General features: G+C 54.3%; 17 protein-coding genes. 8 read left to right on the forward strand and 9 right to left on the reverse strand.

Going from position 1 to position 22,634, the window contains the following annotated elements:
• The first annotated feature begins 172 nt into the window (after positions 1-172).
• The 3 genes from TLL_RS11810 (at position 173) to purN (ending at position 3,904) form a co-directional block, all read left to right on the forward strand.
• Positions 173-1,951 (forward strand): iron uptake porin, encoded by a 1,779-nt coding sequence (locus tag TLL_RS11810; RefSeq protein ID WP_011058157.1) that lies wholly within the window; start codon positions 173-175, stop codon positions 1,949-1,951.
• Positions 1,952-2,040: 89 nt separating this feature from the next.
• Positions 2,041-3,276 carry a S41 family peptidase gene (locus TLL_RS11815; RefSeq protein WP_231833784.1) on the forward strand — a complete coding sequence of 412 codons (1,236 nt, stop codon included), beginning with the start codon at positions 2,041-2,043 and terminating at the stop codon, positions 3,274-3,276.
• A complete protein-coding gene (gene purN, locus TLL_RS11820) occupies positions 3,266-3,904 on the forward strand; it encodes a phosphoribosylglycinamide formyltransferase (protein ID WP_197524113.1) in 639 nt (212 codons plus the stop codon). Before TLL_RS11815 ends, purN begins: the two co-directional genes overlap by 11 nt.
• On the opposite strand, the gene TLL_RS11825 is transcribed toward purN, so the two are convergent.
• A complete protein-coding gene (locus TLL_RS11825; RefSeq protein ID WP_011058160.1) occupies positions 3,901-5,067 on the reverse strand; it encodes an aminotransferase class V-fold PLP-dependent enzyme in 1,167 nt (388 codons plus the stop codon). The genes purN and TLL_RS11825 overlap by 4 nt on opposite strands.
• A gap of 147 nt (positions 5,068-5,214) precedes the next feature.
• Between TLL_RS11825 and TLL_RS11830 the strand changes: the two genes are divergently transcribed.
• Positions 5,215-5,877, forward strand: coding sequence for a hypothetical protein (locus TLL_RS11830; protein WP_164921026.1), 663 nt, complete (start codon positions 5,215-5,217; stop codon positions 5,875-5,877).
• A gap of 47 nt (positions 5,878-5,924) precedes the next feature.
• On the opposite strand, the gene ruvX is transcribed toward TLL_RS11830, so the two are convergent.
• On the reverse strand, positions 5,925-6,380 hold the full coding sequence (gene ruvX / locus TLL_RS11835) for a Holliday junction resolvase RuvX (RefSeq protein WP_011058162.1): 456 nt from the start codon (positions 6,378-6,380) through the stop codon (positions 5,925-5,927).
• A gap of 90 nt (positions 6,381-6,470) precedes the next feature.
• On the opposite strand from ruvX, the gene ileS reads away from it, so the two are divergent.
• Positions 6,471-9,332 (forward strand): isoleucine--tRNA ligase, encoded by a 2,862-nt coding sequence (ileS, locus tag TLL_RS11840; RefSeq protein WP_164921027.1) that lies wholly within the window; start codon positions 6,471-6,473, stop codon positions 9,330-9,332.
• 308 nt (positions 9,333-9,640) lie between these two features.
• On the opposite strand, the gene TLL_RS11845 is transcribed toward ileS, so the two are convergent.
• From TLL_RS11845 to TLL_RS11870, 6 genes are all read right to left on the reverse strand, one after another.
• A complete protein-coding gene (locus TLL_RS11845) occupies positions 9,641-9,874 on the reverse strand; it encodes a DUF370 domain-containing protein (RefSeq protein ID WP_011058164.1) in 234 nt (77 codons plus the stop codon).
• Positions 9,868-13,170, reverse strand: coding sequence for a carbamoyl-phosphate synthase large subunit (gene carB, locus TLL_RS11850; protein ID WP_011058165.1), 3,303 nt, complete (start codon positions 13,168-13,170; stop codon positions 9,868-9,870). The genes TLL_RS11845 and carB overlap by 7 nt, the downstream gene beginning before the upstream one ends.
• A gap of 104 nt (positions 13,171-13,274) precedes the next feature.
• Complete coding sequence (locus tag TLL_RS11855) at positions 13,275-13,922, reverse strand: PulJ/GspJ family protein (RefSeq protein ID WP_011058166.1); 648 nt, start codon at positions 13,920-13,922, stop codon at positions 13,275-13,277.
• Between the two features lie 11 nt (positions 13,923-13,933).
• Entirely contained in the window at positions 13,934-14,440 is a 507-nt protein-coding gene (locus TLL_RS11860) for a GspH/FimT family pseudopilin (protein WP_011058167.1), read from the reverse strand.
• Positions 14,418-15,182, reverse strand: coding sequence for a type IV pilus modification PilV family protein (locus tag TLL_RS11865; protein ID WP_164921028.1), 765 nt, complete (start codon positions 15,180-15,182; stop codon positions 14,418-14,420). The genes TLL_RS11860 and TLL_RS11865 overlap by 23 nt, the downstream gene beginning before the upstream one ends.
• A 240-nt stretch (positions 15,183-15,422) precedes the next feature.
• On the reverse strand, positions 15,423-17,144 hold the full coding sequence (locus TLL_RS11870; RefSeq protein ID WP_164921029.1) for a pilus assembly PilX family protein: 1,722 nt from the start codon (positions 17,142-17,144) through the stop codon (positions 15,423-15,425).
• A gap of 431 nt (positions 17,145-17,575) precedes the next feature.
• Between TLL_RS11870 and TLL_RS11875 the strand changes: the two genes are divergently transcribed.
• Both TLL_RS11875 and TLL_RS11880 read left to right on the forward strand, forming a co-directional pair.
• Positions 17,576-18,880, forward strand: a complete 1,305-nt coding sequence (locus TLL_RS11875; protein WP_231833785.1) for an NCS2 family permease — start codon at positions 17,576-17,578, stop codon at positions 18,878-18,880.
• 49 nt (positions 18,881-18,929) lie between these two features.
• The gene (locus tag TLL_RS11880) at positions 18,930-19,442 is read left to right on the forward strand and encodes an adenine phosphoribosyltransferase (RefSeq protein WP_011058171.1); all 513 of its coding nucleotides are present in this window, start codon (positions 18,930-18,932) and stop codon (positions 19,440-19,442) included.
• A gap of 60 nt (positions 19,443-19,502) precedes the next feature.
• Here the strand turns inward: TLL_RS11880 and TLL_RS11885 are convergent, their stop codons facing one another.
• On the reverse strand, positions 19,503-21,200 hold the full coding sequence (locus tag TLL_RS11885; RefSeq protein ID WP_011058172.1) for a DUF655 domain-containing protein: 1,698 nt from the start codon (positions 21,198-21,200) through the stop codon (positions 19,503-19,505).
• A 119-nt stretch (positions 21,201-21,319) separates the two neighbouring features.
• Between TLL_RS11885 and TLL_RS11890 the strand changes: the two genes are divergently transcribed.
• A complete protein-coding gene (locus tag TLL_RS11890; protein ID WP_011058173.1) occupies positions 21,320-22,567 on the forward strand; it encodes an acetate/propionate family kinase in 1,248 nt (415 codons plus the stop codon).
• The last annotated feature ends 67 nt before the right edge of the window (positions 22,568-22,634 follow it).

Below are 22,634 nucleotides of genomic sequence, written 5' to 3' on the forward strand. Positions count from 1 at the left end.
CATTAGACTATTTCTATCCCTTAGGGGATAGTTTCTATGGGATGTGCTAAAGCCTCTGTGAGCAAGTCTGATAGCTCAGCCTACTAGCAGATGAATAACTTTAGCGATCATCTCAGTTAGTGATGAACACAGTTTGTCTTAGGGTTATTGAGGAGTGAAGGAGTACAGTGGTATGTCCCGTATTTTTCGAGGTCTAGCTTTGGCCTCGCCTGCTTTAGTGGTAGGAACCTTTGCAGGGTCGGCTACGGCAGCCGATGCTGTTTTGGCTACTTCTAGCGATGCACAGTTATCAGCTCCAACTGCAGCGGCTGAATCTTTAGCTCCACTACCCCAAAGCACGACGTTAATTGCCCAGAACCACGGTAACAAGCTGCCTCTACCCTCGGTGGCGGATTTGGAGGTAGGCCGTGCTGCCACACCCAGCATGGGGCAAGTGACTTCTGTGTCCCAGCTTTCGGATGTGCGCCCCACCGATTGGGCCTACCAAGCCTTGGCCTCCCTGGTAGAAAAGTATGGCTGCATTGCTGGTTACCCTGATGGTACCTTCCGGGGGAATCGGGCAGCTACCCGCTATGAAATGGCTGCGGCACTGAATGCTTGCTTGGATGTGATTAGCGATCGCTTTGCCACCAAGGAAGAGCTCGCCACCTTGCAGCGCCTGATGGATGAATTCAAGGCTGAACTAGCTACCCTGCGGGGTCGGGTGGATAAGCTGGAGGCTCGCACTGCTCAGTTGGAAGCACAGCAATTCACCACCCTCACTAAGCTGAATGCGAGCGTTATCTTCAACATTTCAGATGTTTTAACGAACACTCAGGCACTGGCCCCTGGTCTGCCTGGGCCACCGCCAGTTCTTAATACCAACCCCGTTGCTAACACTCGGGTACGGTTAAACTTTGACACTAGCTTCTATGGCAAAGACCGCCTGCGGTTGCGCTTACAAGCATCTAATATCGTCAACTATGCTACCGCAGCGCCCACTGGCACTAACATGGGGCGCCTTGGCTATGACGGCTTCCCTACTCCCCCCGGCTCCGGCGCATTTGAACTGCAGAAAGCGTTCTACAGCTTCCCTGTCAGCCGTCGTGGTCAACTGATCCTCGACTTTAAGGGTGGTGAGTTCAACGATAACTTCAACAACTTCAACCCCTTCCTGCAGTCAAGTGACACAGGAGCGCTCTCTCGCTTTGGTCGCTTTAACCCCATCTACCGCGCAGGAAATGCTCCTAACGCTGCGGGCGTCAGCTTTAAGTATGACATCGTGCAGAATGAAGAGCGCGGTACAGGCGTTACCCTCAATGTGGGTTATTTAGCTCCTGCCGCCAATGCCCCTACCGGTGTCGCTGGCTTTTTTGACGGTGCCTATGCTGCCCTGGCCCAGGTTGATGTTCGTCCTGTGAAAAACCTTGCCCTGGGGGTTACCTACACCCACTCCTTTGGGCTGGATCCCTTTGGTGCGACGGGTAGTAGTGGTCCACGCTCTGCAGCAAACCCCCTTAGTAGTGTACTTGCTACCAACAATGTGCCTAACCAAGCTGCAGATGCTGTGGGCTTCCAGTTCACCTACCGTCCCATTAAGCAGTTCAATGTGGCGGGCTGGGCTAGCTATGCCAATGTTTATGGTGTTAAACCGCCTGCTTTCACTCCCCCCGCACTACGTCATGAAGCGGAGATCGTCAACTGGGCGATTACCTTTGCCTCGCCAGACCTCTGGCGCAAGGGTGATTTGGCAGGCCTAGTCTTTGGTCAGCCGCCTCAGTTGATTAGTACAAACGTTCCAGGTCCACCTGTTACTGCTTTCAATTCCTATCACCTAGAGGCCTTCTACCGCTTTGCAGTCTCCAAGAATATCTCGGTGACGCCGGGGGTCATTGCCATCTTTAACCCCAACAGCAACTCAGCTAACGATACCCTTGTGGTGGGTGCTATCCGCACGACGTTTAGCTTCTAGTGCTCTCCCCTTTCCCCCTCCCCGTGAGGGGGATTTTTTTATGGGGGGACGATAGAATAGGGGCAAGGTGTTTTGAATGGCTTTGTCGGGTGAAACACTGGGCAATTCTTGGAGTTGGTGTTGCGCTTTTGGGGATGCCGCCAGCAGTGGGGGGCACCAGTACCCTCAAGGATGCTCCCAAGGCCCTGGTGGATGAGGCCTGGCAAATTATCTACAAAAGCTATTTGGATCGCAGCTTTAATCGTCTTGACTGGCAGGCCATTCGTCGGGAGCTGCTCTCCCAACCCTATCGCGATCGCGAGGCTGCCTATCGGGTGATTCAGCAAACCCTTGTCCGCCTCAACGATCCCTATACTCGCTTTCTGCCGCCCCATGAGTACCGTCAGCTACTCCTGCAAACCCAAGGGCAGCAGGTGGATGTGGGTCTCACTTTAGTGGAGGCGGGGGAACTCTTTCGCATTCAGGCGATCCAACCCGGCTCTGTGGCGGCTAAGGCCGATCTGAAAGTGGGCGATGAAATTCTGGCCATCAATGGTCGAGGGAGCGATCGCCTCACCTTGGAGCGCGCCACGTTGGCTCTGCGAGGGCCAGCGGGGACTAAATTGCGCCTACTGGTGCGCCGTGAGGGTAAACCCCAGCCTTTTAGTGTCGAACTCACCCGTGCTGGCGAGATTCCCCGTACGGTGAATTTTCAAATTCTCAACTCTCCCCGGGTGGGCTACATCCGTCTCAGTGGCTTCAACAGCCGCTCCCAACAACAGATGCAGGAGGCGATCGAAATCCTGCAACGGGAAAAGGTGCAAGGCTTTATCTTGGATTTGCGCCACAATCCGGGGGGACTTCTAGAAGCAGGGATTGAAATTAGCCGCCAATGGCTGGATTCTGGGGTCATCGTGCGCATTCAACAAAACCAGCGGGAAGAGACGATTCGTGCCCGCCAAGGCGCCTTGAGTCAGTTGCCCCTTGTGGTCTTAGTGAATCAGGCCTCTGCCAGTGCCAGTGAAATTTTGGCGGCGGCTTTGCAGGATCAGGGGCGAGCGATCGTTGTCGGCACGCCAACGTTTGGTAAGGTGCGCGTCCAAGCGGTTCATGAACTGGCGGATGGCTCTGCCCTTGTGGTGACGGTGGCTCGCTATTTGACGCCCAAGGGTCGCGATATTGCCGCGGGGGGCATTAGCCCCGATGTGCTGGTGACGGTGGATGCCAGTACGGATCTCGAATTGCGCCTCAATCCTAACTTGGTGGCACGCCCCACCGATCCAATGGTGGCCAAGGCCTTAGAATTATTGAGCACCAAAATTAGTAATGCTCGCCATGTCCAGTGAGGCTCTTGTTGTGCCCTCGGCACCTGAGAATACCCCTACCTGCCGCCCCCTGCGATTGGGGGTGTTGGCCTCTGGGAGTGGCTCCAATTTTGCTGCCCTTGCGGAGGCGATCGCTGCCGGTGAACTAGCCGCCCAAATTCAAGTTCTGATCTACAACAATCCCGATGCCTTTGTGGCAGAGCGGGCAAAACAGTGGCAGATCCCCAGTGTCCTCCTCAACCATCGCCACTATCCCAACCGTGAAAGCCTTGATGCAGCCATTGTCGAAACCCTGAAGGCGCATGAAGTAGAGTGGGTGGTTATGGCCGGTTGGATGCGCATTGTCACCCCCGTACTCCTCAACGCCTATCCCCAGCGGGTCATTAACTTGCACCCCAGTTTGCTCCCCAGTTTTCGGGGACTCCGTGCCGTTGAGCAAGCCCTTGCTGCCGGCGTCAAAATTACGGGCTGTACGGTGCATTTGGTGGAGGAGGAAGTGGATAGTGGCCCAATTTTAGTGCAAGCAGCGGTGCCTGTTCTCCCTGATGATACACCGCAAACCCTCCATGCCCGCATTCAAGTCCAGGAACATCGCATTCTCAAGCAGGCGATCGCCGACATTGCCGCACGGCAAGCCCAACGTTCTTAGGCATGATCCTGTAGCCACTGTTTTAGGGCAGCAACAAAGCGATCGCCCTCCTGCGGCAGCGTAAAGTAATGGACACAGGCACGCACCGACGGAGGATAGAGCAATTCCCGCACCAAGATATTCTCTGCCTCAAGGTCTTGCACCAATTGGCGATGTTGACCATTGGCCAACTGAAAGGCCACTAAGCCCGACGGTGGCGGCACGGGACTCAGACAGGTCAAACCCGCCATGCCCTGTAACTGTTGCCAGAGGTGATGGCTCAGCTCACAAATGCGCTCATATCGCCCTTGGGCGGTCCCCCATTGATCATGCACCCGTAGGGCAGTAGTGAGCCCCGCAACCAAGGAAAAGGCAGTTGTGGCCACCTCAAAGCGACTGGCATCCTCCTTCCAGCCCGCCGGTTGGGCATCACGGGTCTGGTGAATGCCACGCCAGCCAATAAAGGTGGGTTCCAATGTGGCCAGGCGATCGCGCCGAATATAGAGTCCTCCTAGTCCCGCTGGGCCACAGCACCACTTGTGTCCCGTAAAGGCATAGTAATCGACGCCCAAGGCTGGTAAGTTTAGGGGTACCATGCCGACACTTTGGGCGCCATCTGCCAAGACTTGGATGCCGCGCCGGTGGCAAACGTCAACAATCTTTTCCAACGGCAAAAGTTTGCCGGTATTCCACAGCAAATGACTGAGGACGACCAAGCGGGTGCGGGGGTGGAGTTGGGCTTCAATGGCGGCCACCTCATCGTCACACCACGGCCAAAAGGCCACCCGATCAACAACCACCCCTAATCGCCGCGCCAATTGCTCGGTAATTGCCACTACCCCCGGATGCTCACAGTTGGAAATCAGCAGGCGATCGCCCGCTTGCCAGTTGATGCCCCAGAGAACAATGTTGCAGCCAGTGGTCACCGAATCCGTGAGGGCAATGGTTTCGGGCGTTGTTCCCAGAAGCTGTGCCAGTGCAGCGCGCAGGGTGTGCAGTTGTTGACTCAGCCACGGAAAGACGCGATTGGCAAAGGGACCCTGTTGTTGGAGGTGGCGATCGCTCTGGATAATGGCCTGCCAAGCCTCTTGGTGCAACGGCCCTTGACCCCCATAGTTCAGGTAGATCTTATTTAGCAGGGCAGGGTAGGTGTCGTGATAGGCGCGCAGTGTCTCTAGGTTCATTGACAGTGATTTCAAAGGAAAGTGATAGATAGATGCTACCGCAAAGGATTTAAGATAAAGGTGATGTAGCCAGTACCCCTTTGCTCCCCCACTCAAGTGGCGGAGCTGCCAAGCAAGGCTCAGTCAATTAATCCCGTCCATCAAGCAATGACAAAGGCACACACCCCTGAAGATGTTTGGCGCTTATTAGGGGAGCTATTAGAAGCTCAAAAGGAAACCGAACGCCGCTTTCAAGAAACGGAACGTCGCTTTCAAGAAACGGAGCGCCGCTTTCAAGAAACGGATCGGCGATTTCAAGAAACGGATCGGCGATTTCAGGAGACTGACCGCCGTTTCCAACAAACGGAGCGATTGCTGCGGGAAGAGGCTCGTCAACTCAACCAGCAACTGGGGAAACTGGGCAATCGCCTTGGAGAATTTGTAGAGTGGCAGGTACGACCGGCGGTACTGCGTTTATTTCAAAGTCGAGGGATTGCCGTCTCTCAACTTTACAGCGATGTCATTCTCCAAGATGGCAACGAGAGTTTAGAAGTTGATCTGCTGGTGGTCAATACAGATGAAGCGGTTCTCGTCGAGGTAAAAACGAAACTGGGCCAAGGAGATGTGGATGAGCATCTGGAGCGCATTGCCAAATTTCGTCGTTTGGCTCACCAGTACCGTGGCACTAAACTCTTGGGAGCGGTGGCGGGGATGATTGTGCCGCCTGAGGTGGCTCGCTATGCCTATCGGCAAGGCTTGTTTGTGCTGGCGCAGTCGGGGGATGGGGTGACGATTCTCAACGACCCGCAGTTTCAGCCCCGTGCATGGTAGCTGATGTGTGGATCGCGCCCAATCATTTGGGGATAGACAAGCGTCAGTTATAGCTGCGGGTCACCGGCTGCCAGTGTTGCTTTTGCAGTTTGAGAGCGGGCATCAAGCCACTGTTGCAAAATCAAGGCAGCCGCAATTTGATCCACTAAATCCTTGTGGTGACGGGGCGATCGCCGGCGTTGTTTAAGGATTTCCTCCGCTTGAAAGGAGGTAAGCCGCTCATCGATATATTCTACAGGCAAGTTCAAGGCCGCGCCAATTTTTTCTGCCAAATGTTGCACCTGGCGCGCCTGGGAACCCAATTGGCCATCAAGGGTGTAGGGCAAGCCCACAATCAACTTTTCCACCCCGCGCTCTTGACAAATCCGCCGCAGCTGCGCCACATCACTGGCAAAATTGCGGCGATAAATTGTTGTAATCCCTGTGGCCAACTGTCCCAAGCGATCGCACCCAGCCACACCAATACGCTTGCGCCCCAGATCCAAACCTAGAACGGAAATCATCCTTGAGTGAATCAGAACAGTTCCCCTACAATTGAATCCATTGCCCAGTTTTGCTTACCCTTAAACGATCATACCCCGCTGTACCCACCCATGACTGATGCAACCCCCGACTACAAAGACACTGTTAACTTGCCGCAAACCACGTTTGAAATGCGGGCAAATGCAGCAACACGGGAACCCCAATTGCAGGCCTTTTGGGCACAGCACAAAATCTATGAAACCCTGCAGCAAACCAATCCGGGGGAAGTCTTTATCCTCCACGATGGCCCCCCCTACGCCAATGGCGCTCTCCACATTGGCCATGCCCTCAATAAAATTCTCAAGGACATCATCAACAAGTACCAACTCCTACGGGGACGCAAAGTTCACTACCGCCCCGGCTGGGACTGCCATGGCCTACCCATTGAACTCAAGGTGCTGCAAAACCTGAAACCGGAACAGCGGGCTCAGCTAACGCCCCTCACTCTCCGCCAACAGGCCAAGGAATTTGCCCTTAAAACCGTCGCCGAGCAAAAGCAGAGCTTCCAGCGCTATGGGGTTTGGGGCGACTGGGCGCACCCCTATCTGACACTGACCCCCGACTATGAGGCCGCCCAAATCGGTGTCTTTGGTGAAATGGTGCTGCGGGGCTATATCTACCGCGGCCTGAAACCGGTGCACTGGAGTCCCAGCTCCAAAACTGCCCTCGCCGAAGCCGAGTTGGAATATCCCGAAGGTCACACCTCCCGCAGTCTCTACGCTGCCTTTGAGGTGATTGAGCTGCCCCAGGGGCTAGCCAAGGCTTGGTACAATGCCCTAGGGAAATTGGGGGTGGCTATCTGGACAACGACTCCTTGGACGATTCCCGCCAACTTGGCCGTGAGTGTCAACCCGGATCTCACCTATGCCCTTGTCGAGGTTCAGCCGAGTGAGCGCTATAAGCATTTAATTGTTGCCAAGGATCTTGTAGAGCGGCTGAGTGATACCCTGGGTCGCACCCTAAAGGTGGTGGCAACGGCCAAAGGGGCTGATTTAGAACATAGCCGCTATCGCCATCCCCTCTTTGAACGCGAGGGCAAAATTCTCATTGGTGGTGATTATGTGACAACTGAATCGGGAACGGGTCTGGTGCACACTGCTCCTGGCCATGGTTTAGAAGACTATGGCGTGGGTCAGCGCTATGGTTTGCCGATCCTATCGCCGGTGGATGAGAATGGTTGCTTTACGGCGGAAGCGGGGCCATTTGCCGGTCTCAATGTCCTCCAGGAAGGCAATGCAGCGGTCATTGCGGCTTTGCAGGAGTGTGGGGCGCTCCTGAAGGAGGAACCCTATGTGCACAAGTATCCCTATGACTGGCGGACAAAGAAACCCACTATCTTCCGCGCCACGGAGCAGTGGTTTGCTTCCGTTGAGGGCTTTCGCGATGCGGCACTCAGAGCGATCGCTGAGGTGAAGTGGATTCCTGCCCAAGGGGAAAATCGCATTACGGCAATGGTGGCAGAGCGTTCCGATTGGTGTATTTCGCGTCAGCGCAGTTGGGGCGTGCCCATCCCTGTCTTTTATGACAAAGAAACGGGGGAACCCCTGCTAACTGCAGAAACCATTGCCCATGTGCAAGCCATTATTCGCGATCGCGGGTCCGATGCTTGGTGGGAACTCTCCGTTGCTGAATTGCTTCCCGAATCCCTGCGAGATCAAGCGGATCGCTACGAAAAGGGAACGGACACCATGGATGTCTGGTTTGACTCCGGATCCTCTTGGGCAGCGGTTCTCGGCGATCAGCAGGCAGATCTCTACCTTGAAGGCTCTGATCAGCACCGCGGCTGGTTCCAATCCTCATTGCTGACACGGGTTGCCGTTAAAGGTCAAGCTCCCTACAAGGCCGTCCTGACCCACGGCTTTGTCCTCGATGAGCAGGGGCGAAAAATGAGCAAGTCCCTCGGCAATGTCACGGATCCCCGCGAAGTGATTGAGGGGGGCAAAAACCAAAAGCAAGACCCGCCCTACGGAGCCGATGTGCTCCGCCTGTGGGTTTCCTCCGTGGACTATGCCAACGATGTGCCCATTGGTAAAAATATTCTCAGGCAGTTGGCGGACGTCTATCGCAAGATTCGCAATACGGCTCGCTTTCTCCTAGGGAATCTTCACGACTTTGAGCCCGAACAGGATATGATTCCCTATGCCCAACTGCCCGCGTTGGATCGCTATATGCTGCATCGACTCCACGAAGTCTTCAGTGAAGTGACTGCGGCTTTTGATAGCTTTCAGTTCTATCGCTTTTTCCAAACCATTCAAAATCTTTGTGTTGTTGATCTTTCGAACTTTTATCTCGATATTGCCAAGGATCGGCTGTACATCAGTGCCGCCACGGGCGATCGCCGCCGCAGTTGTCAAACCGTTCTTGCCATTGCCCTGCAAAACCTTGCCCGTGCTATTGCCCCCGTACTTCCCCATCTGGCTGAGGATATTTGGCAGCATCTGCCCTTCAAAACCCCCTATCTTTCAGTGTTTCAAAGTGGTTGGGTACAGCTTTCAGCCCAGTGGCAAGATAATGCCCTCGCCGCTGAGTGGCAACGCCTGCGGCAATTGCGTCTTGAAGTGAACAAGGTACTCGAAAAAGCCCGCGCCGAAAAGCTGATTGGCTCTTCCCTGGAGGCAAAAGTGTGGCTCTACGTTGCCGATTCTGAATGGCGCGATCGCCTGGCGCAGATGAATCCCAGGGATGCCCTCAGCGGTAATGGCGTGGATGAACTGCGCTATCTCTTCTTGGTGTCCCAGGTGGAGCTGATGCCGCAACCGCAGGCGGTGGACGTGCCCTATGTCCTTGAAGCGGAGGGGCTATGGATCGGCGTTGGTCATGCCCAAGGCGAAAAATGCGTCCGCTGCTGGAATTATTCTGAAAGTGTGGGTCAATCGGCGCTGCATCCCCAGTTGTGCGATCGCTGTCAAGCGGCTCTGCAAGGAGAGTTTTAGATCAATTCTTGGGAAACTATCCTAGAGATTGATGATCGCTACTGAACTGACCCATTCGCTCCTTTGCCGCAGATTGACAACGCCACTACTGATCTAAAATTACTGCTAGTTATTTGCAATGATCCCTATGGTGGAATCAACAACCCTTGGGAGGGAATCTTTCCCATGGAAGTGCTGATGGGCTTGCTGAGGGTAACCATCAGCTCGATGAAAGTCGGAGTCGCATTTTAGCGTTGTTGGAATAGCTTGAGATTGGCAATTCTTTTATCCTGTTCAACAGGCGGAGTTTTCATTCTTTGACACGGCGGTTAGGGGGGTGGACTGAGGCGGGCCACTAATGTTTCAGGGTGTAAGGCTGAAAGGACGATTATCTCACCATCCAACACCAGTACGGCACGAGTGCGTCGTCCGTGGGTGGCATCAATGAGATGATGGTGCTCCCGGGCTTCAAGAATCAGGCGTTTGATCGGGGCAGAGTCGGGGCTCACGATCGCCAGCAGGCGCTGCGGTGAGATGTAATTGCCAAAACCAATGTTTAGCATTCTACCCGATGGTAGTCTTGAAGTGCCCGTACCCCTAGAGTGGAGGTTTGCAGGGTTTTAATGGCGGCAGCGGTCGCCTTCGCACCGGCGATCGTTGTCACAATTGGAATTTTGTAGGCAAGGGCAGTGCGACGAATCAATTGGGCATCGGTACGGGCTTCCTGACCGGAGGGTGTATTCAGAATTAAGTGAATTTGCCCATTTTTAATGGCATCAAGAACATGGGGACGCCCTTCATGGAGCTTGAGGATGAGTTCTATATTGCTCAGCCCTGCCTCAAGCAAGGCATTGCGGGTTCCTTCGGTGGCAATCATCCGAAAGCCAAGAGACTGCAACTCCTGCACCACGGGCACAATCGCCGCCTTGTCGCGATCGCTCATCGACACAAAAACGGTTCCCTTCAAAGGTAACCTTTGATTGGCCGCCAGTTGGGACTTGGCATAGGCAGCCCCAAAGGTCATATCAATCCCCATTGCCTCACCTGTGGAACGCATCTCTGGCCCAAGCACCGTATCGGTACCGGCAAATTTTTCGAAGGGGAGGACAGCTTCCTTGACGGCGACATGGTTGGGAATCTTCTCATTGAGGAAATTGAGTTCCGCGAGGGTTTTCCCTGACATCAGCCGAGCAGCAACTTTAGCAAGGGGAATGCCGATCGCCTTCGAGACAAAGGGCACCGTACGGGATGCACGCGGGTTGGCCTCCAAAATATAGACCTGATCTCCTTGTACTGCCAGTTGTAGGTTCATCAGCCCCACCACTTTGAGGGCCTGAGCAAGGGCAATACTCCAGGTGCGAATGGTCTGCAAAACGGCGGGAGACAGAGATTGGGTGGGCAAGCTACAGGCAGAATCCCCGGAGTGAATCCCGGCTTGCTCGATGTGTTCCATGATCCCACCAATCACAACGGTGCCCGTGGCATCAGCAATGGCATCCACATCCACTTCAATTGCGTTTTCCAGATACTTATCAATGAGGATGGGTCGCCCTGGCTCCACCTGCACGGCTGCATTCATATAGCGTTCCAGTTCCCCATTGGAATAGACAATTTCCATTGCCCGACCACCGAGCACATAACTGGGGCGCACCACCACTGGATAGCCAATCCGCTCGGCAATGCTCAGGGCTTCAGCATAACTGCGAGCAGTGCCGTTGGGGGGTTGGGGGATGTTGAGCTCCCGCAAAATTTTCTCGAAACGTTCGCGGTCTTCAGCAATATCAATGGAGTCAGGTGAGGTGCCCCAGATTTGGGTTCCGAGGCGATCGCCCTGCTGTTGAAGGTACCGTTGCAAGGGTAACGCCAGTTTGAGGGGGGTTTGACCACCAAACTGAATAATGATGCCGACGGGGCGCTCCACTTCAATAATGTTGAGGACATCTTCCTTGGTCAGGGGTTCAAAGTAGAGGCGATCGCTGGTGTCGTAGTCAGTAGAAACCGTTTCAGGGTTGGAGTTGACCATGATGGTTTCATAGTCATCGGCCCGCAGCGCGTAGGCAGCATGGCAGCAGCAGTAATCAAATTCAATCCCTTGGCCAATGCGGTTCGGCCCTGAGCCAAGAATCATCACCCGAGGCTTGCGGGGGGGCAGCACTTCCGATTCGGGAGGCAGCAATTCAACATCGCCGCTATCGGGGTTAATTTGCTCCAGGGGTCGCTCGTAGGTGGAGTAGTAGTAGGGGGTATATGCCTCAAACTCGGCAGCACAGGTATCCACGGTTTTATAGACGGGAACCACACCAAGGGATTGGCGATAGGCTCGCACCTGATCGTCGGTGGTTTTGGTGGCGTAGGCAATTTGGGCATCACTAAAGCCCTGTTGCTTGATCCGCCAGAGATCATCGGCAGTGAGTTGTTCCAGTTTGCTGCGCTTAAGAAATTTCTCTGTTTCTAGGAGTCCCTGCATCTGCCGCAAAAACCAGGGATCAATGGCTGTTAGTTCGTAGATCTCCTCAACGGTCATCCCCAAGAGGAAGGCGTGGCGAATGGCAAAGATACGCTCTGGATTTGGCGTGCGCAGTTTCCCCCGCAGTTGCTCAAGGCTAGGGAGTTTTTCGGGGCGATCGCACCCCCAGCCGGCTCGCCCAGTTTCCAGCGATCGCAGGGCTTTTTGCAGGGACTCTTGGAAGGTGCGGCCAATGGCCATGGCTTCACCCACAGACTTCATTTGGGTAGTGAGGACGGGCGGGGAGCCGGGAAACTTTTCAAAGGCAAAGCGGGGAATTTTGGTAACCACATAGTCAATCGTGGGTTCAAAGCTGGCGGGGGTTTTTTGGGTAATGTCATTGGGGATTTCCGGCAGCGTATAGCCCACAGCCAATTTAGCTGCGATTTTGGCAATGGGAAAGCCCGTCGCCTTTGAGGCCAGTGCCGAAGACCGGGAGACGCGGGGATTCATTTCAATGACGATCACTTCGCCGGTTTCCGGATTCACAGCAAACTGGATGTTTGATCCACCGGTTTCAACGCCAATTTCACGAATAATCTTAATGGCAGCATCCCGCAGCCGCTGGTATTCTTTATCCGTCAGGGTTTGCGCCGGAGCAACGGTGATGGAGTCACCGGTATGGATGCCCATGGGGTCAATGTTTTCAATGGAGCAGATAATGACCACGTTATCGGCCATGTCCCGCATGACTTCTAGCTCGTATTCTTTCCAGCCAATGAGGGACTGCTCAATGAGAATTTGGGAGACGGGGCTTGCCTCAAGACCGGCAGTCGCGATCGCCTCAAATTCCTCTTGGTTGTAGGCAATGCCGCCACCGGTGCCCCCTAGGGTAAAGGCCGGTCGAATAATCAGGGGATAAACCCCAATCTCTTGGGCGATCGCCCGCGCCTCTTCCAGGGTATTCGCCAAGCCCGACGGACACACCGCCACACCAATGCGCTGCATGGCTTCCTTAAAGAGCTTGCGATCCTCAGCCATCTCAATAGCGGGCAATTTGGCACCAATCAACTCCACCCCATAGCGATCAAGGACACCGGATTTGGCCAGGGCGACCGCTAAGTTCAGCGCCGTTTGTCCGCCCATTGTCGGCAGTAGGGCATCGGGGCGTTCGGCGGCAATGACCTTTTCCACCATCTCCGGAGTGAGGGGCTCAATGTAGGTGCGATCGGCGATCTCAGGATCCGTCATGATGGTGGCGGGATTCGAGTTAATGAGGATCACCTCGTACCCTTCCTCGCGCAATGCCTTACAGGCCTGGGTACCCGAATAGTCAAATTCACAGGCTTGACCAATGACAATGGGACCCGAACCGATAATCAAAATTCTCGAAATATCAGTACGACGCGGCATAGGAACAATGCAGCCAACGGCTTTGAATGACGCTTTCCCTATCCTACACTCCCGCTTGCGATCGCGCCTGTTTTATACCTCGCCTCAAGCCCCAAGGATTCCTCCTAGGGGATGGGGGTAGCGGATCCGGATCGCACCGCTGCAACGGTTTCCGCTTGGTAAACCACACCCGTTGACTCCACCAAAGCCGCAATGCACAGCTTCACGTTGCGGTTATGCTGCACAAAAACGCGAAATCCACCCTTTTCGGTGCCACTATCAATTGCACCCGGCAAGTTATTGGTGCAGGTGGGGCTGCTGTTGGCAATGCCATCAATCAGCGCATTGGGGGTAGAGTCACCTACTTTTTGGCGATAGAGAATCCTTGGGCCTCGCCACACCACACTACTCGTTTTGGGACGGGTGTAATAGGCAACACGGGTTGTCGTGGCCAACTGGCCGTTTTCCTGCTCCTCGAGGTTATCCGCTGGTTTCTCGACAAACATCACCAACTGGTAGCCACCACTGGGAATCTTCCAATCTGGGGGAGCGGTTGTTGAAATGCGAATGGCGGAGCGGATGTCATCGGAGATAAAGTCGAGGGCGCGGCTCAGGTTCATGCGGGTAATTGCCTGCTGTTCAACACGGCGATTGTTTTGCAAAATGGCCACCATTGCCCAACCACTCATGGCCACCACAATACCGCCAACGGCAGCCGCCACCAGTAACTCCGTCAGTGTAAAGCCGCGATCGCCGCTGCGCCAACCTTGCATCTTTCTGCTCCTTAATTGCGGGCTTGACAGTTATCGGCAGTTGCGCCTGTGGTATCCGTCTCCAGGTAGTTGCCCGTGCGCAGGAGGCCTAGTCCTAGGGAAACCACCAAACAGCGTTGCAGCGTCGGATAATTGGTGGAAGCAATCACAATGGTACCGGTACTACTGGTGCGCCCCTGAAAGCCAAACCGCACTGAGGCAGTTCCCGCATTGCGACGCAGGGTCACCTGTTGCAGTTGGCGGGGACCATTGGGCAGGCATTGGGGCGGATCGCCGACGATGGTGGGGTTGGTGCCTGTGTTAATGGTTACGCGGCAGGTCTGGTTGCGCCGCATCGCTTCCCGCTGCGCTTCCCGCAGTGCCCCCTCCAAGCTTTCAAGGGCTTGATTGACCCGCTGCGTTTCCAGCCAATAAAGAAAGCTAGGGGTGACAGCCAGGGCCAAAATAACGGCCACCGTCACCACAATCAGGATTTCAATCAGGGTCATGCCCTGCTTATGGACAGCGGAAAAATGCATTGGGCACCACCTCGGTTGATAGTTGAGCAACAATGCGGTTGCTACTATTGCGCACAAAATAGGCCAGCTCCAAAGTCTGGAAGGGTGCTTGGGCACGGGTGGTTGGTATGCGCGTCATTGTAAACGTCTCATTGACAATGGGGCGACTATTATTGCTGCTATTCATCGGTGGAATCAAGGTTTGCAGGTAGGCGCCAAAGCCACCATCAATGCCCTTGGTTTCATTGGGCTGAATCCGACAGCGGGCATAGACACGAGTCCCCACCCCCCGATAGCCCCCTACTGGCGAGTCCAAGGTAATGGTGTTGTCTGATTCTGATATGGAGACAATGCGGCGGGTGCCCGAGTCCGAACCAATGAGAACGCGATCGCCCACTCGCAACCCATCCGTGGCTGCCGTAACCGGACAGGCACCCCCGGGCCGATACTCTGGGGGCATGGCTTGATCGTAATCGCTTTCACCCGGGGCAATGAGTGCCAGGGTTAAGGTAGTGGCGTTCGCTGGAGCAGATGCTGCTAGCTTGCGTTGGGCATACTTGGTTTGGCAGAGGTCATAGGCAACGATTTTAATATTTTCCAGATCCTCTTGGATCCAGTGGCTAGCCTCGGCAAATTTACGGGCATCGGCTTGGAAAAAAGCAGCGACAACAATGGCCTGCATCGCCGCTAGGGTAAATAGGCCAATCACCAAAATAGAAGCCAAGACCTCCGCCAGGGTAAAGCCGTGCGCTCGCTGCTGCACCAGCCAGTGGAAATAAAATTTAGGATGATTGACATACCTGCTCGTCCCAAAGGAGCGAGGATTCCCTGACGCTTCACAGAAACCTGCTACCGAGGTAGTCTTACAGTCTCTCCACGTCCATTTAAAGTCTCCCAATGTCCTATGGCGACCTCCCCATTCTAGCACAAATATCACAAAAGCCGTCCTACAAGGACGGGGCTTGTATCCCATTTCATTGGTCATCAACACTGCCTCCAAAGATTAGTACTGTGCTAAGCGATACCAGTTGCTAGCTTCTGTCGTTCGTGCCACAACAATTGAGGCATTGGCATACTCACCACCCAAGGCTTCCGGCAGGCGATCGGGCACCCGAATTTCAGCGTTGTTGGAACTTGAGCCATTCCATTCCTTGGCCCACACAGCTCCAAAAATATCGGGATCGCTACTGCCGCCGTTAATCCCCACTTTGGCATCCGGAGCATAGACAAAGAGACTGCCTGCCGTGGCGCCGCCACTGAGGGTAAATGCCTGATCCGTCCTAGCATTGCTGGGATCTGGGGGATTGCCATAAATCCGTAGGCGATCCGGTGTGCCTATCTGACTGGGAAGACCCATATTGGCATCAGTGCCACAGGTGGAACTATCGGAGTCACAGATATTTTGAATCCCTGCTTGACCGCTGAGGGTGATATTACCGCTGACATAGAGACGAATTGGATAGTTAGTGGTATTGAACTGCAGGGTTTCACTTCCCTGAAGGTCGATATCATCAATGCGATAGGCATAATAGACCTTTTCAGGGTTCACGATTTTTCCCCCGGGTTGTAGGGGATCGGGGATGAAGAAGGGAATACTGGAGTTAGGATCGACGTAGGGATAATCACCCGGCCGCGGAAAGCTGGGGGTCATTGTATTACCGTTAATATCTGGACTGTCTTGAGGGCCTTGCTTGCCTTGACCTCGAGTGGGAAAGTTGTTGTAGGCGCCTTGACTGTAGTACCCCCCCGCCTTTCCCAGGGCTGCCTGAAAGTCATTGAGTTGATCAAGGGGTAACCAAGGCGGAGGCGAACTCAAGGGAACATTACCAAGTACGGAGGAGCCATTCACTGGAGCAGGAGGAGTAGGCAAGGGCGGTAGGTCAATTTTATTGATAGCGATCGTTCCCTCAATAATTGAGTTATTGAGCGCTCCCACGGCCCTACGCAGTCCCTCTAGGGTCGGCTGGCCATTGCTACACTCCGTTGGAGGGACAATACACTTTGCAGGATTGGTGCAGATCACATTGCCACTCACCGTGCCAAAGACATCATTATTGCCGAGGTCAATACTTTCTGCCAAGAGTCCAGGGAAGTTGGCAGGGACGCTGCGATCCGTAATCATCATCTTTTGCAAGATGAAGGCATTGGCGGGTGAGTCATTGGCCAAGCGGCCTTCAATCAACAGGTGCCCTGTTTGCGTTGGCGCGTCGTAGAGATAGGAAAGAATGCGGTAATTGCCCTGCACAGGGGTGCCAATTGTGCCGCTGAGGACCAGCGTATTCAGATTGTCAAGGGTAAAGCAAGGGGGGGCATCGGAACCTAGGCTTTGCGCTGTCCATGCATTGACAGAGGGAACAGCTAGACCGCTGGTATTGGGCTGACCAATTTTCGTCGCATCTGTTGAACGATCGATGAGGTAGGGTCTGGGGGGGTTAAAGTTGAGGTTGGTGGCGGGGTTGTAGGTACGGCGCAGCAGAACCTGATAGTTGCCATTGAGTAAGCCAAGGGTACGTGCCATGCCCCCTTCGGCTACGGCAAAGGCCTGCTGGGTTTGTTTTTGCAGGCTAGCAGTGCTGACATCGAGTTGCGATCGCGACAGGAGTGTCAGGGCAACCACGATCATGATCAGCCCCATACCCAAGACCAAGGGCAGTGTAAATCCCCGCTGCCAATGCCCCAGGGGGGGATAGCGACGTTTTGGTGAGCGTATCCGTTTCTTCATCATTGGCTTGTTTCCTCTTGCTCCCACCTTTGCTGTATCAATACTCTATCAATATATGTTGACTAACATTACCAGAACTCTGTTGACTACCAAAACTGAGTTGCTGCTGATGCTAGGTTGACTAGCCCTCCATTTCTTGGGTTTTATATACAGTTGATATAATTATAATTGCAGACTTGACAAAAGCGATCTTCTCTTGGTCACATCTATCTTCTATTCCTTATTACACTTTCCCCCAGAAAGCCAGATTTCAAGAGTCTTGGAGTACGAAGTGGCGAATCTCTCGCTGAGGGGCAAGTCCACGCCTTATCCAGTTGATCCACACTTGCCTTCAGTGTAAACAAACTTACTTAAATATATCTTGAATATATCTTGCATAAAGGAGCAATCTCTTGAGGGGACGCTGGTACTCACGGTTTAGGGCTTGGTTCAATTTGCAGCTGGCACACACTTCCCTCTTTAGCGAGGCACTGGCGGCTCTAACCACATTTCTAACGATGGCCTACATCTTGCCTGTCAATGCGCAAATTCTTTCCAATGCAATTTTTCTCGAGCAACCCCAGGATTTGCAGGCGGAGTTGGTGATTGCAACGGCAATATCCGCGGCAGTGGGCAGTATCCTCATGGGGATTTGGGCGAATTACCCGATTGCCTTAGCTCCCGGCATGGGCATCAATGCTTTTTTTGCTTTTGCGGTGGTGGGGCAGATGGGGTTGCCTTGGCCAGTGGCGTTGAGTGCTGTACTCCTGGAGGGCATTGTGTTTGTGCTCCTGACCCTCACGGGGGTGCGATCGCTGATTGTGAGGATGATTCCTCTGTCTTTAAAGGTGGCGATCGCTGCCGGGGTCGGGCTATTTATCGCCTACATTGGCCTTGGCAATGCTGGCATTATCATTGCGGATGCAGCTACAAAAACAAAACTCACCACCTTTCACACATGGCCCCCCATCCTCGCTGCCCTTGGGATTCTTTTGACGGCCTTTCTCTGTGCCAAGGAGGTGCGGGGGGCAATTTTTTGGGGGGTGATGATCACTGCCTTCGCTGCATGGCTAGTGGGGGCTGCCCCTTGGCCAACGGGTTTCCTCCAATGGCCCCAATGGCCCTCTCATCTCTTTGGTCAAGCCTTAGTGGGCTTTCGAGAATTGCAACCGCAGCAGGTGGGGTCTTTTCTCTTGGTGACGCTGGTTCTGCTTTTTACCGATATATTCGACACCGTAGGCACCCTTTCAGCGGTGGGGGTACAGGCGGGGCTTCTCAATCAGCAAGGGCATTTTCCCCGCGCCTTGGGAGCTTTTATGGCGGATGCAGTGGGGACAATTGTTGGCGCCCTCTTTGGCACTTCCACGGTGGTCACCTATATTGAATCGGCAGCGGGCATTGCTGTGGGTGGACGGACGGGTCTAACGGCCCTGATGGTGGGGGGCTTGTTCTTGCTCTCACTACTGTTTTTGCCGATTACGACGGCTATTCCCAGTTTTGCCACGGCACCGGCGTTGGTCCTGGTGGGTGTTTTTATGGCGCGATCGCTCCCCGAGATTCCTTGGTCTGATCTGACGGAGGCGATCCCCGCCTTTTTGGTGATGTTAGTGATGCCCCTGAGCTACTCCATCAGTGAGGGGCTAGGGGTGGGATTTATTAGCTATCCAATCGTCAAACTGGCGGCAGGGAAAGGCAGAGAAGTTCACCCTGCCCTCTGGGGATTGGCGGTGATCTTTGTTGCCCACTACTTTTGGCGTTAGACAGGATCTGAGATAGGATGCTTCTGAACTGATTGGAAATACATTACCTATGGATCTCAAATCCCTGATTCGCGATGTCCCAGACTTCCCTAAGCCGGGCATTCTGTTTCGGGATTTAACAACACTGCTGCAAAATCAGGCGGGGCTGCGCTACGTCATTGATCAACTGGTAGAGAAACACGCCAATGCTGGCATTGACTATGTGGCTGGCATTGAGTCCCGCGGCTTTATTTTTGGCGCTCCCTTGGCCTACCGTCTGGGAGCAGGCTTCATCCCTCTGCGCAAACCCGGTAAGCTCTGTGCTCCTGTCTATGCGGTGGAGTATGAACTTGAATATGGGCGCGATCGCTTGGAAATGCACCAGGATGCCATTGAACCGGGGCGGCGAGTGCTCATTGTCGATGACTTAATTGCCACAGGGGGCACAGCGGCAGCGGCGGCGGGCCTGATTCAAAAAGCGCAAGCTGAACTCTATGGCTTTGCTTTTATTGTCGAGCTGACGGACTTGGCGGGCCGGCAAAAGCTTCCCGACGTGCCGATTACCACTCTTGTCACTTATTAAGTATGACTTAAAGTGTGACTTAGGTAAGTGTGCTTTGTTCAGCGTGATTTATTGAGGCCGTTACCACGTCACGCGATCGCGCAAGCGTTCCAGGAGCTTCGGCCCAACACCAGGGACAGCATCTAAATCTGCCAAGGATTGAAAGGGCTTGTGCTCGCGGGCACGGATAATTTCAGCCGCTAGTTTTGATCCGACGCCCGGTAGGGTCTCCAGTTCAGCAGCAGTCGCTGTGTTCAAATTGACCCGTGAGGTAGGCGTGGGGGCACGATTTGCGGAAGCGGGGGCAACTCGGGTGGCAATAGGACCGCCACAGGTGGTCAGCTGTTGCTGGATGCGATCGCGAACGTATTGCGGCAGACCTAAACGACTATTGCTATAGAGCCGCTCAAACTCCCGTTCGTAGTGGGCTGCTACCGTGGGATGCTCAATCACCAGCAAAAATTCATCGTTACCGCGATTGGCCGCCTCTGACCAGTTGTGGGAACCCACAATCACCGTGCGATCGTCAACAACGCCGTACTTATGGTGCAGCTTATCCCCCTCTGGGAGTAGGGGAGTCCCCACCGTTTGCAAGGGGTTTGGCCACGGGCGGTTAGCGGCTTCGTAGTAACAGTTACCTTGACGGGCTTGGGTGGTATTGGCCATCGCCACTCCCATCATATCGAGGGCTTCGCTAAAGTCACGGTAGATAAATCCCCGATCAATGAGGGCACGAATTTTCACCCCTTGGTTATGGCGTTCCTCTAAAACGTTGGACAGTTCCTGATCCGAGAAGACAAAGAGCGCCATATCAATTTTTTGGCGAGCCTGGCCGAGTATTTGACCAATTAACCCATTCGTGGAGGTCACCCAGGGTTGCGATCGCGGGGTCGGCGAAAAGCGCACCGTGACCATGGCATCGCCCACAGCCACCCGTTGGGGGGGACGCACTGGCTTTTTGACCCCAAAGCGACTGTTGGGCTGACCACCGGGACCATCCCCCCACATCATATTAAATTCCTCGGTAAATAGGCGTGCCACGGCGGGGCTATCAATCACGACAAGGGAGTTGGCATTGCCACGGGTATCCGGTCGTCCCAAGTCACCGTGGACATCACTGAGGGTAAAGTTTGCCGTCGTTGCAATCACTTGGCGATTGTCAATCACAATAAACTTGTGGTGCATGAGCATGCTGCCCTTGGAGCCATCGGCAGTGTCATCAATCCAAGGAATCTTCGCCTCGTTGAGAATTGTCTGCACATCGCGATCGCTGAGCTCAGCAGCACTGAGTTGGCCATCGCCGTTGGTATCCACAAGCGCTTTCCAGTCGTTATAGCGCTCTCGCATCCTTGGATCCATGGCTCTGACTTGAGCTGCAGTGTATTTTGCCCAAGGGGCAGTGTAGGTATTCTCCATGACCAGCCGTACCCGTACGCCTGCCTGCTGCCGTGTTGCCAGAGCCTTGGCTAGATTCGGAAGGCGAAACTCCTGCACCGCCACATCAATGCTCTTTTGTGCCTTGGCAATCTGCTCAATCATAATTGCCTCAAGGTCTTCCCCTTCACGGGTATAGGGGCGATAGGGTTCTTGGTAACTGTGGGCTGGGGAGTGATTCATGTGTACCTTAATCTGCGGATGTTGAGGCAGCGGCTTTAGGGAAGGGCGGATAATCGGGTGCGATCGCAATTGGGTAAACACCACTGCGGCAATTAACAGCCCCAGGACAAACAACAGTAGATACACACCATGTCGCCGCCATTTCAGCTTTTGCCAAAACATGCTAACTTCCCCAATCCCTGTCCCAATTCTAGGGCCCTGTTTTTCGCCTCAAGGTGTTCTGCGCTGCATCGGCCAAAGGCGCTTGGGTAGGATAGAGGCGATGCGTTGACTGGCCTGCCATGATCACGGTGCTGGTGTTAAATGCTGGCTCTAGTAGCCTCAAAGCCTCTTTGTATCGGTTAGCACCTGAAATAGGGGCAACAGCTGTTCGGCCCCCTGCTCCCCTTTGGCAAGGCCTCCTCGATTGGGGACAAAACCCGACGGTGGCCCGTCTTAAGGTAACAACTGCCAACCAGCACTACGAAGCCAACTTAACTCACCCAGAGGGGGGGATCGCAGGCCTACGGGACTGGCTCAAAAGCCTCCTAGACACCCTCACCAGTGGCCAGACAAAACTCCTAGAAAACCTTGCAGAAATTACGATCATCGGTCACCGCGTTGTCCATGGCGGCAGCCGTTACCAAGCACCGGTGCGAGTGGACGCGCAGGTGAAAGCAGCGATTAGCGAATTGAGTGAATATGCGCCGCTCCATAATCCAGCCAACCTGCTGGGGATGGAATTAATGGCTGACATTTGTCCTCAAACGCCCCAAGTAGCCGTGTTTGATACCGCTTTCCATGCCCAACTGCCAGCAGTGGCACGCACCTACGCCATTCCCTATGAACTAACAACGGCTGGTATTCAACGCTATGGCTTCCACGGCATTAGTCATCAATACGTCAGTGAGCGGGCCGCGACCCTGTTGCAGCGTCCCCTAGCCGAGTTGCACCTGATCACCTGCCATCTCGGCAATGGGTGTTCCCTGACTGCAGTCAAAGGGGGAGTTTCCGTGGAAACCACCATGGGCTTTACCCCTACAGCGGGAGTGATGATGGGGACGCGCTGTGGTGACATTGATCCGGGAATTTTGCTCTATCTGCTGCGGCGTGGTTGGACGGTTGCAGAACTGGATCGGCTGGTGAATCGGCAATCCGGACTGTTGGGCGTCTCTGGCGTGAGTAATGATTTGCGGCAGATTTTGGCCGCCATTGACCAAGGAAATCCCCAAGCCCAGTTGGCCTATGACTGTTTTATCTATTCCCTACAGCGGGGCATTGCCAGTCTCTTGCCAGCTCTTGGGCGTCTCGATGGGTTGGTCTTCACGGCAGGAATTGGTGAAAATGCCCCAGGTGTGCGCCGCGATATTTGCCGAGGGCTCGGTTGGCTGGGAATTGAGTTAGATAGCACAGCTAACGAAAAGGGTCAAGGAGATCGTAACATTGCGCTGCCTACTGCTCCCGTGTCAGTTCTCGTGGTTCAGACCCAAGAGGATTGGGCGATCGCCCGCGCCTGTGGGCAACTTTTATCGCTTCCCATCAGCAGCTAGCGTTTTTTCTGAGCATTTTTGTCTTTCCTAGTAGGCAATAGGGATCTTGCAGATTCCCACAGGTTTG

This window comes from Thermosynechococcus vestitus BP-1 (assembly GCF_000011345.1).
Classification (GTDB): domain Bacteria; phylum Cyanobacteriota; class Cyanobacteriia; order Thermosynechococcales; family Thermosynechococcaceae; genus Thermosynechococcus; species Thermosynechococcus vestitus.